The organism is Streptomyces scabichelini (assembly GCF_011045015.1).
Taxonomy (GTDB): Bacteria; Actinomycetota; Actinomycetes; order Streptomycetales; family Streptomycetaceae; genus Streptomyces; species Streptomyces scabichelini.
This window is the reverse complement of sequence record NZ_JAAKZY010000027.1, coordinates 1-15,177: the sequence shown is the minus strand read 5'-3', so window position 1 is coordinate 15,177 and position 15,177 is coordinate 1. Positions and strand designations below refer to the sequence as shown.

Here is a 15,177-nt window from a genome sequence, read left to right as displayed (position 1 = left end):
GCCCTCGGGCCAGCGTAAGACTGGGACCCTGCCCGCATGGTGCAGTTGGAATATGTCATGACTCCCGTGGACGTGGTCGTCTCCCGTATGCGCGCGCTGAGCGCCGACTGGCCGGAACGGGACGGCGTCGCGGTCTTCAACCGCGTCTACCTCGCGGTGACCGAGGAGGTCGACCGGCACGTGGACGCAGGTCACTTCACCGACGCGTACGCCGCGATCACGCTGGACGTACGGTTCGCGGAGCGCTACCTCGCGGCCGTCGACGCGGTCGCGCAGGAGCGCCGTCCACCCGCCTGCTGGCAGCCGCTGTTCCAGTTCCGGCGCCATCCCGGTGTACGACCGCTGCAGTTCGCGCTGGCGGGCATCAATGCGCACATCGGGTACGACTTGGCGCTCGCGGTACTGGACACCTGTCGTACGCTCGGCTGCGATCCCGTCGACCTGGAGGACGAGTTCGACCGCGTGGGTGACATCCTCACCACGCTGGAGGAGCGCATCCGCGAAGATCTGATGCCGGGCCCCGACGTCCTCCAGATCGCCGACCCGCTCACCCATCTGGTCGGCGCGTGGAGCCTGGAGCGGGCCCGGGACGGAGCGTGGTCGGCCGCCCGCGCACTGTGGGCCCTGCGTGCGCTGCCCGACCTCGCCGACGAGTGCGCCCGCCGCCTGGACGCGGCGGTCGGTCTTGCGGGCCGGATGCTGCTCACGCCGCTGCCGGATTGATCCGGCCACACCGGCTGATGCACCGCCGAATCAGGGTACGCGCGCGTTAGGTTGACCGTTGAACAGCCTGAAGCGAACCGACGCAAAGGAGCGTACGCATGGCCACTCGGTTGGGTCTGAGCCTTCCTCAGGGGCGGCAGTACGACATCGGGAAGGACGTGCCCGATGTGGCACGCACCGCCGAGCAGATCGGCTACGAGAGCTTGTGGGTGTACGAGCGCGCCCTGTTCCCGGAGCCGACGACGCAGGGCCTGTACGGCGTCCCGGGCCTGCCCTGGCCCGAGCACTACCGCGGCGTCCCCGAGCCGCTGGTCACGCTGACGCTGGCGGTCACGGCCACCGAGCGGGTCCGGCTCGGCACGGGTGTCCTCGTCGCCCCGCTGCACGGCCCGCTCCAGCTGGCCAAGGCGCTCGGGACGCTGGACGCGGCCAGCGGCGGCCGGGTGGTGGCGGGCTTGGGCACGGGCTGGTCGCTGGACGAGTACGCGGCCGCGGGCGTCGCGCCGTTCGAGGAGCGCGGCAAGGTCCTGGACGAGGTTCTCGACGTGTGCCAGGCGGCGTGGGGCCCCGACCCGGTGGTGTACGAGGGCCGCCTCACCAAGATCGCGTCCGCCGTGGTCGGACCCAAGCCCGCCCGAACGATCCCGATCCTGCTGCCCGCCAACAGCAAGAAGGCACTGACCCGGCTCGTCGACCGCGCCGACGGCTGGCTGCCGATCGCCATGGGCGCCGAGCAGCTGGCCGCACAGTGGCGGCAGGTGCAGGACCTGGCGGCCGAGCGCGGCCGTACCAGGCCGATCGAGACGGTGGTACGGGTGAACAACGTGCAGTACACCGCGAAGGCATACGACGGCGCCGACCGCGCCCCGTTCCAGGGCAACGTCGACCAGATCGTGACGGACCTCAAGGCCCACGCCGAGGTCGGCCTCGACGAGTTCTTCCTCGACATCCAGGCCTCGACGCGGGACGCCCAGGAGCTCAAGGACGTGGCCGCCGAGGTGTTCACGGCGGCACGGGCGGCCGGCATCTGACGTTCTGCGTTTCTCTGAGGCGGCCGACCGGCTCTCCGATGCGGCCGGCCGGCTCTCTGAGGTGGCCGACCGGCCCGGCCTCAGTCCTCGGGCAGTTCCACCGGCGCGATCTCGTCGTAGACGTCGCCGGGCCCGGGGTTGGCCGGGTCGGTCCGCCCGCCGAGGTAGTGCATGACACCCCACACGGCGTTCAGCGCGGTCTGCACGGCGCCCTCGGCCCAGCCGGCCGTCCAGGAGATGTCGTCGCCCGCGAGGAAGATGCCGCGCTTGTCCTCGGGGAGCCGGTCCTGCATGAAGTGCGTGAACAGGCGCCGCTGGTAGCGGTAGTGGCCGGGCAGGTTGGCCTTGAACGCGCCCATGAAGTAGGGCTCGTTCTCCCAGGACACGGTCACCGGGTTGCCGATGATGTGCTTCCTGATGTCGACGTTCGGGTAGATCTCGCCGAGCGACTTCAGCATGACCTCCATCCGCTCGTTCGCGGACAGCGGCAGCCACTTCAGGCTGTCGTCGCACCAGGTGTAGGAGAGGCAGATGACGGCGGGCCTGTCCGGGCCGTCGTCGAGGAGGTAGGTCCCGCGCGTCATACGGTCGGTGAGGGTCATCGACATGACGTCGCGCCCGGTCGGGTTTCCCCTGTCGTCGACGGCCTTGTCCAGCCAGAACGGCCGGTCGACCGGCACGAAGAGCTTGCTCGACTCCATGTAGTGGGTGCGCTCGATCGCCGTCCAGTGGTCGATCGGGAAGAGCGAGTCGTCGCAGTCGACCTTGGAGAGCAGCATCCAGGACTGGGCGGTGAAGATCGCCGCCTGGTACGTACGGATGTCGCCGTTCGCGTCCGTCACGGTGATCCGGTTGCCGGCCGTGCGGTTGAGGCGCGTCACGGCGGGCCGCGGGGTTCCCTCGTGCAGCTTCGCGAGTGACGTCCCGTACGGCCAGTGCACGATCTTCTCCGGCTCGCGTTCCCAGAGCCGGAGCGGGAGTTGCTGGCTGCCGCCGACGATGCCGCGGTGGTGGTCGTCGGCCTCGGTGTACACAACGCGCAGGATCTCGAGGATCGAGTTGGGGAAGTCCGTGTCCCAGCCGCCTGTGCCGAAGCCGACCTGGCCGAAGATCTCGCGGTGCCGGAAGGACTTGAAGGCCTCCGAGTCGCAGAGGAAGCCGTAGAAGGTCTGGTTGTCGAGCTTCTCGACGAGCCTCGCCCAGATCTCGCGGATGCGCGGGACGTCGCGCTCGCGCATGGCCTGGTTCATGTCGGAGAAGTCGGCGCCGTCTTCGAGGCAGGCGTGCCAGGCCGCCGCCACCTGGCGGTAGACCTCGGGCAGGTCCTCGATGGTCTCGGCGTAGTGCGACTCGCCCTTGAGATCGACGACCGTCGAAGGTGTCACCTCGGCAAGGGGGTTGGGGAAGGGACGGGTCTCCAGACCGGCCAGGTCGATGTAGTGCTGGAGCGCCGTGGAGGACGGCGGGAAGCGCATGGCGCCCATCTCGGCGGTCAGGGACGGGTCGCAGCCCTCGAAGCCGACGGTCCGCAGCCGCCCGCCGATCCGGTCGGCCTCGTACACGACGGGCCTGAGTCCCATCTTCATCAGCTCGTACGCCGCCACGATGCCGGACAGGCCACCGCCGATGACCGCGATCTCGGTGCCGTGTTCGGTCGCCGGCAACTGGCCGAGGCCCGCCGGGTGCGCCAGGAAGTCGTCGTACGCGTACGGGAAGTCCGGGCCGAACATGGTGATCGGCGGCTGGGCGTCGGTGTGCGGGACGGCGGGGGGCACCGTGGACGTCATGGGGTACGGACTCCTTGCAGGTGAAGCTCGGGGTGGGGCTGTGGGTTGAGGTCGTTCTCAGATCGCTCGGACCAGGGACCCGTAGAGGCCGGGGCGGCGGTCCCTCAGATACGGGTTCGCCTCGCGCGAGGCCGCCAGGAAGGTGGGGTCGGCGTCGGCGAGGAGCAGCTCCTCGCCCCGGCCTGCGCGGGCTCGGGCCACCCCGTCGGGTCCGGCCAGCGTGGAGAGCCCGATGAACTCGAACTCCCCTTCCTCGCCGGCCCGGTTGACGTACGCGACGTACATCTGGTTCTCGAAGGCGCGCACCGGTACGACGGACTCGGCGACGAACTGGAACGGGTGCATCTGGGCCGTGGGCACCACGAGCAGGTCGGTGCCGGCGAGGGCGTGCGCGCGGACGTTCTCCGGGAACTCCACGTCGTAGCAGATCATGAGGCCGACGCGGAAGCCGCCGAGCTGGGCCTGGACCACCGGCTCGTCGCCCGGCGTGAAGTGGTCGCGCTCGAAACAGCCGAAGAGGTGGGTCTTGCGGTAGTTGGCGAGACGGGTGCCGTCGGCGGCGATCAGCTGGGCGGAGTTGAAAACGGTCTCGCCGTCACGCTCCGGGTAGCCGTAGACGACCGCGAGGCCGTGCCGCCCGGCGATCTCCGCGACCGCGTCGGCGGAATCCCCGTCCGCGGTCTCGGCCAGCCGGTGCACGTCGTTCCCGATCGCGTACCCGGTCAGGAACATCTCCGGCACCACCAGCAGCCCGGCCCCCGCGGCGGCGGCACGGCCCGCGGCCTCGTCGAGAACCTTGAGGTTCGCGGCAACAGAGCCGGGACGTCCGGAGCTCTGGAGCAGGGCGGTGCGCATGCGTGTTCCTCACCGGAAGCGAAGGGGGGCTGGGGGCCGGGCAGGTGGCCAATTAGACGGTACGGTCGGCGGCTTCCGCCGGACAAGACGGAGCCGTTGCGCATCGGAGGAGGAATCGTTGCGCGCGTCGGCAGCCGCGCGGCGATTCGTTGCGCGGCCCGGCGGCGTGGGCTGCCGGCGGCCCTGAGTTGCCGCGTCGGGAACCGGCGGGCGGGACCTCTGCCCGGGCCGGCGCAGGACGAGAGGGTGCCGCGTGTCCCTCGCTACTCCGGCACGACGGCTCGTCCTCCCGTGGGCGCAGGTCAGTTGTGTGAGGCCCGCCGCGCGGCGGAGGGGTGGTGACGTCCGCGGCACGATGTGTGCGGGGTACCGGCGCCAGGACAGTGAGAGCTGTCCGAATCGCCTGCCGAAGGGACCGACATGAGCCGCCTCGCCCGTCGTACGAAGATCATCGCACTCGGCGCCGCCCTGCTTCTGGCCGCCGGGGCTGCCGGGGCCGCCGGCACCGCCGCCGCGTCCGGAGGCGACGAGCACAAGGCCCGGGAGGCCGCCGCGCTCACCGGCAGCGCGAAGCTGTACCGGTCCGCCGGGGACGACATCACGTTCGCGTTCGACGCGCACCTGGCGGCGAAGGACAACGACGATCCGCTGAAGGCCACCGGAACCTTCCGGTGGAGCCACTATGGGCAGGACGGCACGGGCGCCTGGGCGAAGGCCAAGGTCGACTGCCTTCTCACGGGCGGCAAGGTGGCGGTCGTCTCCGGTGTCATCACCGACAGCGACCTGCCCGGCGCCAAGGGCAAGCGCGTCGGCATCACCGTCCACGACCTGCGCCGCCACGACCGCCTCGGCTACAGCTGGGCCGCGGTCGGCAGCCCGGTGGAGACCCCGGACCTGCCCAAGTGCGTCGGCTCCGCGCCCTTCGAGAAGGTCAAGAAGGGCACGGGCGACTTCACGGTCGTGCCGTGGCGGCCGACGGTCTTCTAGCCGTCAGGATCAGCGCCGTCACCAGGTACGGCACCGCGAACAGGGCGAAGGCGGAGCCGTGTCCGACCGTCGAGCCGGCCAACGCGTACGTGCCGTACACGGTGATGGTGGTCAGGTCGGTGCCCACACCGGCGACCGAGGTGAGCGTGGCCCGGCCCGTGCCGTTGATGCGCTCCTGTAGTCGGGCGTCGGCCAGGACGCTCGCCAGCTGGAAGCCGCCGAAAGCGAGGGCCACAAGGCCGATGGCGGCCGGTGTCCCCGCCGCCGCGCCCACGGCCAGGGCCAGGGCGGAGCCCGCGAGCAGCCCGGCAAGTCCGGTGGTACTCAGGCGCTCTGCCGCTCCGGCCAGCAGTCCGCCGACCGTGGCCCCGGCCCAGATCAGCAGCAGCAACCAGGGAACAGCGCCGTCCGGCACCCCGGTGTCACGCGCCAGCAGCGGCGTGTACTCATCGAGTGCGCCCCACACGGCGGTGACGGCGGGAACGAGCAGCAGCGCACTGCGTACGGACCGGTCGCCGCGCGCCTCGGCGAGTCCGGCACGCAGTGTCGCGGCCCAGCCGTCGCCGTCGGCGGCCCGGTCGTGGTCCCGGTGTTCCGGGAAGCCGGCCGCGACCGCCGCGGTCAGCAGGCAGGCCAGCACACTGGCCAGTCCCACGGCCGGGTACCCGCCGATGGCGAGCACCGGTCCGGCCAGCCCCATGGCCGCCATGACCCCGACCATCCCGGCCGCCTGGGCACGGCCCATGACCCGCGCGTACCGGTCGGCGGCTCCGAGCCGGTCGAGTTCCTCGTACACCAGCGCCTCCAGCGCGCCGGAGCCGAGAGCTCCCCTGACACCCCAGAGCACGAAGCCGACCGCGAACGCCCAATAGGACGGGGCGAACACCCACAGGGCGAAGCCGACGGCGCCGAGCAGCGGCCCGAGCCACAGCAGCATCCGCCGGGAGACGGCGTCGGCCCAGGCACCGGACGGGATCTCGACGAGGACGCCGGTCAGCGACCACAGCACGAAGAGCGAGGAGATCTGCCAGACCGAGAGACCGGTGTCGGCGAACAGCAGCGCGTACACCGGGTAGAGCAGGACGAAGTCGTCGAGGAACGCGTAGCCGTACAGCGTGGCCGTCAGCCGCCGGACACCGGTGGCGGGCACACGTGCGGCAGGTAAGAGAGTCATGAGGCCTTCCCGCAGGGACAGTTCGGACGCCGGTCGCATGGAACGCACGGCGCCCGAGGTGGCCCTCGGGAGGCACGGCTGGTGGATCAATGTCGCCAGGTCATGACATCGATGTTAGACCGGCTCGTCCGTCCGGCCCAGGGAAAATGTGGTGATCACCGCCGCGTGGTCGGAGGGCCACTCGTTGTCCGCCACCTCGGGCCAGGCGCGCGGGGTGCCCCTGACGAGGGTCCGCGAGTCGAGCACCCGCAGGCCCCTTGCGTTGTGGAGGACGTAATCGATCCGGTCCTGCGGCTCGGGGCGGCCGCTGCCGTCCTCGTGCCTGGCATGAATCGGTGACCAGGTGTGACCGGGTTCGCGGAGCGGGTCCGGGTGGGCCTCGCGGTACGAGTCGCGCAGGCCCGCCTCATGAGCCGCCTTCGTCACCGGCCACTCCACGTCCGGCCAGTCCAGGTGCGAGGGGCTGTTCAGGTCTCCGACGAGCACGACGGGCGTGGCGGGTCCTGCGGACTCGGTGATGCGCCGGAGGGTGTCCCGCATCTGAGCGAGTCGCACCTTCTCGTGGGCGATCAGCTCGGCTGCCGGGAGCCCGTCGAAGGCGGCTTCGTAGGGCCCGTACGGCGTGTGGTCGAGGTGCGCCGTCCAGACGTCCACCTCGCGCTCCGGGCCGAGCCGGATGCGGGCGCCGGCCGCGCCGTAGAAACCGACGTGGGGGTCGCCGAGGCCGGCGGTGACCGGATGACGGCTGATGATGCCGAGGTTCTCGCCGGCCCGGTGGTGGTACCAGCCGAGGGATTCGGCCAGCTCCTGGGCCGCGGTGCCGCCGGTCTCCTGGAGACCCACGACGTCGGCCTCGGCCTCGAGGACGGCCTTGAGCTGCTTGGCCCGGTGGTCGTGGACCTTCCTGCCACCGTGCCAGAGGTTCCAGGTCATGACGCGCAGCTCGTATGCGGGGGCTTCGCGGGCGACCATGCCTCGCAGCCGTTCAGGGGTCACCCCGGCGAGGCTCGCGAGCACGGTGCGCCCGGGTGCCGCCGCGATCGGTGCGAGCGAGGGCACCGCGAGCACCGCGCAGCCCGCCGCCTCGGCGGAGGCGACCCCGGTCCGGGTGTCCTCGACGGCCACGCACGCGGCGGGGTCGACGCCGAGGGCACGGCAGGCGGCGAGGTAGGGGTCGGGGGCGGGCTTGGTGCGCCGGGTGTCGTCGGCGGTGACGGAGACCGCGAAGCGCGCGGCACCGAGGGCGTCGAGCACGGTGTCGGCGACCGTGCGCGGCGAGGCGGTCACCAGGGCGGCCGGTACGCCCTCGCGGGCCAGCGCGTCGAGCAGCTCCAGGGCGCCGGGGCGCGGCACGATGCCGGCGCGGACGCGCTCCGCGAACTCCCGGTGCAGCTCGTCGGCGATCCGCCCCACCGGTGCGCCGGTGCTCGCGGCCAGCCAGTCCGCGGTGTGCTCGACCGGCCGCCCGAGCACCTCCGGCTGGTCGGCGCCGTTCAGGGATCGCCCGACCCCGGCGGCCACGTGTTCCACCGCGTCCCACCACAGCCGCTCGGTGTCGACGAGCGTGCCGTCCATGTCGAACAGGACGGCTTGGAGCGGCTGTCGGGTCACGGTTCTCTCTTTCGCGGGGGGGCTGTGCAGCTGTGGGGGTGGGACGTGCTGCTGTGAGTGGCGGTGTTCAGGCGGCGCGCTCGGCGACCAGTACCGGTCGCTCGGGCAGGCTCACCGTCACGGCGGCGCCCGCGCCGAGGGCCGCGGCCTCGTGCGTGGGCAGGTCGGCCTTCACCTCCGTGCCGTCGGCGAGCCGTACGGTGACACGGGTGGCGGCCCCCAGGAACGCCGTGGCGACCACCCGCGCGTCACCGCCGTCGTCGGCCAGCACTCCCACGGCCTCCGGCCGCACCAGCACGTCGACCTCGGCGACCGCGGGCGCCTGGCCGTCGACCGGCAGCCGCCGCCCCAGCACCTCGACCGTGCCGCCGTCCAGCCGCCCCGGAATGCGGCTCATCGTGCCCACGAACTCGGCGACGAAGGCGGTGGCCGGCCGCCCGTACAACTCGGCGGGGGCCGCGCACTGTTCGAGCCGTCCCGCGTGCATCACAGCGACCCGGTCCGCCATCGACAGCGCCTCTTCCTGGTCGTGGGTCACGAACAGCGTGGTGATACCGAGTTCCCGCTGGAGCCGCCGGATCTCCTCGCGGAGCGTCAGCCGCACCTTGGCGTCGAGCGCCGACAGCGGCTCGTCGAGCAGCAGGACGCGCGGGCGCAGGGCGAGGGCACGGGCCAGCGCGATCCGCTGCTGCTGACCGCCGGAGAGCTGGTGCGGAAAGCTCTCGCCCTTGTCGGCCAGCCCCACGAGATCGAGCAACTCGGCGGCACGTGCCCGCCGTTCGGCCGTACGGATCTTCCGCATCCGCAGTCCGAAGGCCACGTTGTCGAGCGCGCTGAGATGCGGGAAGAGACTGTACGACTGGAAGACCATCCCGGCGTCGCGCCGGTGGGCCGGGACGCGCGTGACGTCCTCGCCGTCGACGAGCACCTCACCTGAGTCGGGGTGTTCAAATCCGGCGAGCATCCGCAGAGCGGTGGTCTTTCCACAGCCGGACGGCCCGAGCAGGGCAAGGAGTTCACCGGCCTTGACCGTCAGATCGAGGCCGTCCAGGGCGACGGTCGGCCCGAACTCCCGGCGCAGTCCGCGGAATTCGACGGTGGCGGCCTCGGTCGCGGCGGCCTTTTCGAGCGTGGTGGTCATGAGTCATCCCTGGGAGACGGACACGGAGACGGTACGGGTGGCGGGCCGGCGCCCGCCGAACCCGGCGAGGGCGAGAAGGAGTGCCCAGGTCACGAGCAGGCTGAGCACGGAGACGGCGACGGACAGCTGGGCCTGCGAGCCGCTGACGTTGACGATCCACACGGCGAAGGGCCGGAAGCCGAGCAGCTGCGCCACGGTGAACTCGCCCAGCACCAGCGCAAGTGTGAGGAACGAGGCGTTGAGCAGTGCGCCGCGCAGATTGGGCAGTACGGCCCGCACCAGCGCCTGCGGCCAGCCCGCCCCACAGCTGCGCGCGGCCTCGACGAGCGTCCGTACGTCCATGGCGCGCAGCCCCGAGTCCAGCGCCCGGTACACGAACGGCAGCGCCATCACGACGTAGGCGAGGACGAGCACGAAGGGGAAGTCGGGGTTCTGGATCGCCACGAACGTCTGGAACAGCGGGGTGCGGGAGAGGTGTTCGGGCCCCCACTTCAGCACCGTGCCCATCCCCGCGACGAATGCGATCGGCGGGACGACCAGCGGCAGCGAGCACACCACCTCGACGACGGGCCGCAGCCGGGGCGCGCCGAGCCGCAGCGCGACCATCGCGGGCACCATCAGCAGCAGGACCACGGCGATGGTGGCGAGTGCGAGCTCCAGCGAGAGCAGCAGACTGGACACGAAGCCGTCGGTGCCGAGGATCTGGCTGTACGCGTCGAAGGTGACCCCCTCGCCCGGCACGTCGACCGTGAAGATCACGGACGCGGCGAGCGGCACCAGGAAGTAGAGCGCGGCGAAGACGAGAACGATCCCGCGCCAGGGCCGTACGGACTTGTTCAGGCTTCGAGCCATCGCGCGCTCCGTCGTTGCAGGGGCAGGTACACGGCCATGACCAGGCCCGCGATCAGAACCATGTCGAGGCTGAGAGCCAGCGCCACGTTCTCCTGGCCGACCAGCACGTTGCCGGAGATGGCGTCGGCGATCTGCAGGGTGACCAGCGGGACCGAACTGCCCACCATGGCCGCGGCGGTGGCGTACGCGGCGAAGGCGCTGCCGAAGAGGAGCACGAGCCCGCCGAGCAGCGAGGGCGCGAGCACGGGCAGCGCGACATGCAGCCAGTACTGGACGGTGCTGGCGCCGTTGTTCTGCGCGGCCTCACGCCACTGCGTGCGCAGTCCGTCGAGGGCGGGCGTGATGGTGAGGACCATCAGCGGGATCAGGAAGTACAGGTAGACGATCACCAGTCCCCAGAAGCTGTAGAGGTCCCAGCCCTTGTCGGTGAGTCCGAACTGGCGTGTCAGCACGCCGGAGTTGCCGAGCGTGGCGACGAACGCGAAGGCCAGCGGGACGCCGCCGAAGTTGGCGAGGACGCCGGACGCGGTGAGCACGGCCTCGCGCAGCGCGGGGAAGCGGGAGGTCACCACGGCCTGGGCGAGCGGCAGTCCGAGGACGGCCGCGATGCCCGCGGAGACCGCTGACAGCTTGACGCTGCCGAGCATGGCGGTGAGGTAGGCGCCCTGCACGGAGGCGGTCATGTTCTCCGCACTGTACGAAGTGGCGCCGGTGGCCTGGTCCTTGACGGTGAACGCGCCGTTCAGCATGGCCAGCGCCGGGATCCCGAAGGCGATCGCCACGAAGGCGAGCAGCGGGAGCACGGCGAGCCAGCCGGCCGGGCGGACCCGCCGCTTCACGGAAGCGGCGGGCACCCGTGCGTCCGCGGCGTCCCGGGTCAGTGTGGCGGTCACCCGGAGACCGCCTTGCCCCAGCCCTGGCCCAGCACTTCCTTGGCCTTGCTCTGCTGGTCCTCGGTCGGGAACCGGGGTGTGCCGGAGACCTCGGGCAGCTTGCCGGCGGCGGTCTCGTCGAGCGTGCCGGCCTTCTCCATGGCGGTCATCAGGGCCGGGCGGGCGTACCCCTTGAGCCACAGGTTCTGGCCCTCGGCGCTGTAGAGGTACTCCTGCCACAGGCGGGCGGCCGCGGGGTGCGGGGCGTCCTTGTTGACGGCCTGCGAGTAGTACTGCGAGAACTTGCCGTCCTCCGGGACCGCGACCTTCCAGTCGAGGCCCTTGGACTTGAACTCGTCGGCGTACCCGGCGTTCAGGTAGTCCCAGTCGATGCTGATCGGCGTCTCGCCCTTCTCGACGGTGGCCGGAGTCGACTCGACGGGCGTGTAGTTGCCGTTCTTCTTCAGCTCGGCGAAGAAGTCGAGGCCGGGCTGGATGTCGTCGAACGAACCGCCGTTCGCCAGCGAGGCCGCCCACACGCCGCCGAAGGCCGAACCGGACTTGGTGGGGTTGCCGTTGAGCGCGACCTGGCCCTTGTACTGCGGCTTCAGCAGATCCTTGAACGTGGTGGGGCACTCCTTGACGCGGCCCGCGTCGCAGCCGATGGAGATGTAGCCGCCGTAGTCGTTGTACCAGCGGCCCTGCGCGTCCTTCTGGCCCTCGGGGATGCCGGCGAAGTCGGCCACCTTGTACGGCGCGAGCAGCCCCTGCTGGGCGGCGCTCACCGCGAAGGAGCTGCCGAGGTCGAGGACGTCGGGTGCGCGGTCCTGGCCCTTGCGGGAGGTGACGGCGTTGATCTCGTCCTGGCTGCTGCCGTCGGGGTTCTCGACCTCGATCTTGATGCCGTACTTCTTCTTGAACCCGTCGATCAGCGCACCGTAGTTGGCCCAGTCGCGGGGCAGCGCGATCGCGTGCAGCGTGCCCTCCTTCTTGGCGGCCCTGACGAGCGCGTCCATGCCGCCGAAGGCCTCGGCGGAGGTCGCGGTGGCGGCGCTCTTGCCGTCGGCGGTGGTGGAGTCGTCGGGGGCCGCGCCGCAGGCACTGAGGGTGAGTGCGGCGGCCACGGCGAGGCCGCCTGTGAGGACGGCCGTTCTCGGCAGGAACACGGTCACGGGTTCTCCAGGGATACGCGCAGGGACGGTCAGGGCGGAGCACTTGTCTGAACAAGTTGGCCTCAGTAGGACCGCTCTTCATGTCGCGCACGTAAACACTGGCGAAATCGTCACCCGTGTTTCCCTGGACATTCACACCGCACGCCGGCATTGCCGCATCTCGTTTAGGCTGGTCAAGCTGTACACAGCAACCGAGCCGAGCGAGCAGAGGGAGAACATGGCGGCGCGACACGAGGAGATCGCCGAGGAGCTCAGACGGGCGATCGACCGTGAGGACTACACGGTGGGGAGTCTGCTGCCCGCCGAGACTGACCTCGCGGCCCGGTACGGCGTCTCGCGCGGCACCGTACGGCAGGCGGTGGCGGCTCTGACCGCCGAGGGACTCATCGGCTCACGGCAGGGCGCCCGCCGTGTGGTCCTCACCAGCCGCCGCAGCCAGAGCTTCGCCGAGCTGCGCAGTTTCGCGCAGTGGGCACGGGCGATGGGGCGTGAGGCGACCGGCCGCGTGGTGTCCCAGGAGCACCGGCCGGCCACGACGAAGGACTGCATCCGCCTCCAGCTCAAGGCGGGCACCCGCGTGCTGCACGTCCTGCGGGTGCGCGGCCTGGACGGCGAACCGGTGCTGCTGGAGCGGACGGTGTACGCGGACTGGATCGCCCCCGCCGTCGAGGCCGTCGAGCCGGACTGCCCGTCCGTCACCCAGCGGCTGTACGAGGACAGGGGCCTGGTCTTCGCGTACGGCGAGCACGTGATCGACGCGGTGGCGGCGGGCGCCCGGGACGCCGAACTCCTCGACGTGCGCCGCACCAGCCCGCTGCTGCGGGTCCGGCGCGTCACCACGACACGCGAAGGGCGCCCGGTGGAGTGGTCCGACGACCGCTACCGCTCGGATGCCGTGAGCTTCAGCGTGCACAACTCGATAGGCAACAACGCGCTGGCAAGAAAGCCAGCGAACTGAGCGTACTCATCGAAACCGGCGCGGGCGCAGCCCCGCAGGGGGCGCGCCCCGAAGGGGCGCGGGGAACTGCGCGACCAGCCACAACGACCCCACAGCTTCGAACCGGCCCTACAAGCGGAGCGCTACGTCGGCGCCCCCGACGAGAACCGCCGCAGCAACGGCGAAAGCACCAGCACGGACTTGGTCCGCTCCACGAACGGCTCCCCCGCTATCCGCTCGAGCACCCGCTCGAAGTGCCGCATGTCGGAGGCGAAGACCTGGACAACCGCGTCCGCCTCACCGGTGACGGTCGACGCGGCCACGATCTCCTGATAGCGCTCGAGACCGCGCTGAATGGTCTCGGGCGAGGTGTTGCGGCGGCAGTAGATCTCGACGAACCCCTCGGTCTCCCAGCCGAGCGCGGCCGGGTCCACCCGGACCGTGAAACCGGTGATGGCCCCGGTGGCGCGCAGCCGGTCCACGCGCCGCTTCACGGCGGGCGCGGACAGGCCGACCTCCTGGCCGATGTCGGCGTAGGAGCGGCGGGCGTCCTCGGCGAGGGCGTGCACGATGCGTTCGTCGAGATCGTTCAGCACTGCGGGTGGATCACTTCTCTGAAGGTGCGAGACGGGAACGGCGGTAGCCGTACAGGAAGTAGAACACGAGCCCGACAGCCATCCAGACCCCGAAGACGACCCAGGTGACGGAGTCGAGGCTGCCCATCATCCAGACACAGAAGCCGAAGCCGAGCGCGGGCAGCACCGGCGACAGCGGCACCCGGAACGTACGCGGCATCTCCGGACGCGTACGCCGCAGCACCACGACCGCGACGTTGACCAGCGCGAAGGCGAAGAGCGTGCCGATGCTGGTGGCGTCGGCGAGCTGCCCGAGCGGGACAGCGGCGGCGAGCACGCCGCAGAACAGGGACACGATGAGCGTGTTGGCGCGCGGCGTCCCGGTCTTCGGGTGGACGCGCGAGAACACCTTCGGTACGAGGCCGTCGCGGGACATGGCGAACAGGATGCGGGTCTGGCCGTAGAGCACGGTCAGGACGACGCTGGCGATGGCGATCACGGCACCGGCCGCGAGGAGTGTGCCCCAGGCGGTCTGCCCGGTGACGTCCTTCATGATCCCGGCGAGTGCCGCCTCCGAGTCGGTGAACCCCTCCCAGGGCTTCGCGCCCACGGCGACCGCCGCGACCAGGACGTACAGCGCCGTCACGATGACGAGCGAGAGCATGATCGCGCGCGGCAGGTCACGCTGGGCGTTCTTGGCCTCTTCGCCCGCGGTGGAGGCGGCGTCGAAGCCGATGTACGAGAAGAAGAGGGTCGCCCCGGCGGCGCTGACGCCGGCCATGCCGAGCGGCATGAAGTTCTCGTAGTTGCCGGAGCGGAAGCCCTGGATGCCGATCGCGCAGAACAGCAGCAGTGCGGCGATCTTCACGACGACCATGACCGTGTTCGCACGTGCGGACTCCCGGGCGCCGCCGAGCAGGAACGCCATCGCGAGCAGCACCACGATCAGTGCGGGCAGGTTGAAGACACCGCCGTCGCCGGGCGGCGCGGAGAGCGCGTCCGGGATGGTGACGCCGAGGGTGCCGTCGAGCAGCTCGTTGAGGTACTCGCCCCAGCCGACCGCCACGGCGGCCACCGAGACGCCGTACTCCAGGACCAGACACCAGCCGCAGACCCAGGCGATCAGCTCGCCCATCGTTGCGTACGCATACGAGTACGAGGACCCGGAAACCGGGATCGTGCCCGCAAGCTCGGCGTACGAGAGGGCCGAGAAGAGCGCGGTGAGACCGGCGATCACGAAGGAGACGGTGACGGCCGGTCCGGCCTTGGGGACGGCCTCGCCGAGGACGACGAAGATCCCGGTGCCGAGGGTGGCACCGATGCTGATCATGGTGAGCTGCCACAGCCCGAGGGAGCGCCGGAGTGAGCCTCCCTCGCCCTGGCCACCCTCCGCGACCAGCCGTTCCACGGGCTTGCGGCGCATCAGACGCGCGCCGGTCCCAGGGGGCGGAGGGGTGGGG

At 71.0% G+C, this 15,177-nt stretch carries 14 protein-coding genes; 4 read left to right on the top strand and 10 right to left on the bottom strand.

Translation table 11 applies throughout. The annotated features are described in order from the left end of the window. Nucleotides 1-36: 36 nt before the first annotated feature. A complete protein-coding gene (locus G5C60_RS11305; protein ID WP_165257657.1) occupies nucleotides 37-723 on the top strand; it encodes a DUF5995 family protein in 687 nt (228 codons plus the stop codon). A 98-nt stretch (nucleotides 724-821) separates the two neighbouring features. Next, a complete protein-coding gene (locus tag G5C60_RS11300) occupies nucleotides 822-1,754 on the top strand; it encodes an LLM class F420-dependent oxidoreductase (protein WP_165257654.1) in 933 nt (310 codons plus the stop codon). Between the two features lie 80 nt (nucleotides 1,755-1,834). Here G5C60_RS11300 and G5C60_RS11295 read toward each other — a convergent pair whose 3' ends face one another. Together G5C60_RS11295 and G5C60_RS11290 are read right to left on the bottom strand one after the other, a co-directional pair. Beyond that, a complete protein-coding gene (locus G5C60_RS11295) occupies nucleotides 1,835-3,541 on the bottom strand; it encodes a flavin monoamine oxidase family protein (RefSeq protein WP_165257651.1) in 1,707 nt (568 codons plus the stop codon). A gap of 57 nt (nucleotides 3,542-3,598) precedes the next feature. Continuing rightward, nucleotides 3,599-4,396, bottom strand: coding sequence for a carbon-nitrogen hydrolase family protein (locus G5C60_RS11290; RefSeq protein ID WP_165257649.1), 798 nt, complete (start codon nucleotides 4,394-4,396; stop codon nucleotides 3,599-3,601). 420 nt (nucleotides 4,397-4,816) lie between these two features. On the opposite strand from G5C60_RS11290, the gene G5C60_RS11285 reads away from it, so the two are divergent. Further along, nucleotides 4,817-5,383 (top strand): Repetin, encoded by a 567-nt coding sequence (locus G5C60_RS11285; protein ID WP_165257647.1) that lies wholly within the window; start codon nucleotides 4,817-4,819, stop codon nucleotides 5,381-5,383. On the opposite strand, the gene G5C60_RS11280 is transcribed toward G5C60_RS11285, so the two are convergent. The 6 genes from G5C60_RS11280 to G5C60_RS11255 form a co-directional block, all read right to left on the bottom strand. After that, on the bottom strand, nucleotides 5,349-6,557 hold the full coding sequence (locus G5C60_RS11280) for an MFS transporter (RefSeq protein WP_165257645.1): 1,209 nt from the start codon (nucleotides 6,555-6,557) through the stop codon (nucleotides 5,349-5,351). The genes G5C60_RS11285 and G5C60_RS11280 overlap by 35 nt on opposite strands. Before the next feature lie 114 nt (nucleotides 6,558-6,671). Further along, nucleotides 6,672-8,168 carry an HAD-IA family hydrolase gene (locus tag G5C60_RS11275; protein ID WP_165257642.1) on the bottom strand — a complete coding sequence of 499 codons (1,497 nt, stop codon included), beginning with the start codon at nucleotides 8,166-8,168 and terminating at the stop codon, nucleotides 6,672-6,674. A 67-nt stretch (nucleotides 8,169-8,235) separates the two neighbouring features. After that, nucleotides 8,236-9,309, bottom strand: coding sequence for an ABC transporter ATP-binding protein (locus tag G5C60_RS11270; protein ID WP_165257640.1), 1,074 nt, complete (start codon nucleotides 9,307-9,309; stop codon nucleotides 8,236-8,238). Between the two features lie 3 nt (nucleotides 9,310-9,312). Continuing rightward, nucleotides 9,313-10,161, bottom strand: a complete 849-nt coding sequence (locus G5C60_RS11265) for an ABC transporter permease (RefSeq protein ID WP_206439360.1) — start codon at nucleotides 10,159-10,161, stop codon at nucleotides 9,313-9,315. Continuing rightward, entirely contained in the window at nucleotides 10,146-11,054 is a 909-nt protein-coding gene (locus G5C60_RS11260; protein WP_165257638.1) for an ABC transporter permease subunit, read from the bottom strand. The genes G5C60_RS11265 and G5C60_RS11260 overlap by 16 nt, the downstream gene beginning before the upstream one ends. Then, complete coding sequence (locus G5C60_RS11255; protein ID WP_165257636.1) at nucleotides 11,051-12,205, bottom strand: extracellular solute-binding protein; 1,155 nt, start codon at nucleotides 12,203-12,205, stop codon at nucleotides 11,051-11,053. The genes G5C60_RS11260 and G5C60_RS11255 overlap by 4 nt, the downstream gene beginning before the upstream one ends. 217 nt (nucleotides 12,206-12,422) lie before the next feature. Here G5C60_RS11255 and G5C60_RS11250 point away from each other — a divergent pair, with 217 nt between their 5' ends. Continuing rightward, nucleotides 12,423-13,163, top strand: a complete 741-nt coding sequence (locus G5C60_RS11250; RefSeq protein ID WP_165257634.1) for a GntR family transcriptional regulator — start codon at nucleotides 12,423-12,425, stop codon at nucleotides 13,161-13,163. Between the two features lie 122 nt (nucleotides 13,164-13,285). Here the strand turns inward: G5C60_RS11250 and G5C60_RS11245 are convergent, their stop codons facing one another. Beyond that, nucleotides 13,286-13,738 carry an AsnC family transcriptional regulator gene (locus G5C60_RS11245; protein WP_165257632.1) on the bottom strand — a complete coding sequence of 151 codons (453 nt, stop codon included), beginning with the start codon at nucleotides 13,736-13,738 and terminating at the stop codon, nucleotides 13,286-13,288. A gap of 10 nt (nucleotides 13,739-13,748) precedes the next feature. Then, nucleotides 13,749-15,177, bottom strand: a 1,429-nt coding sequence (locus G5C60_RS11240; protein WP_165257630.1) for an amino acid permease, incomplete at its 5' end; no start/stop codon positions are given.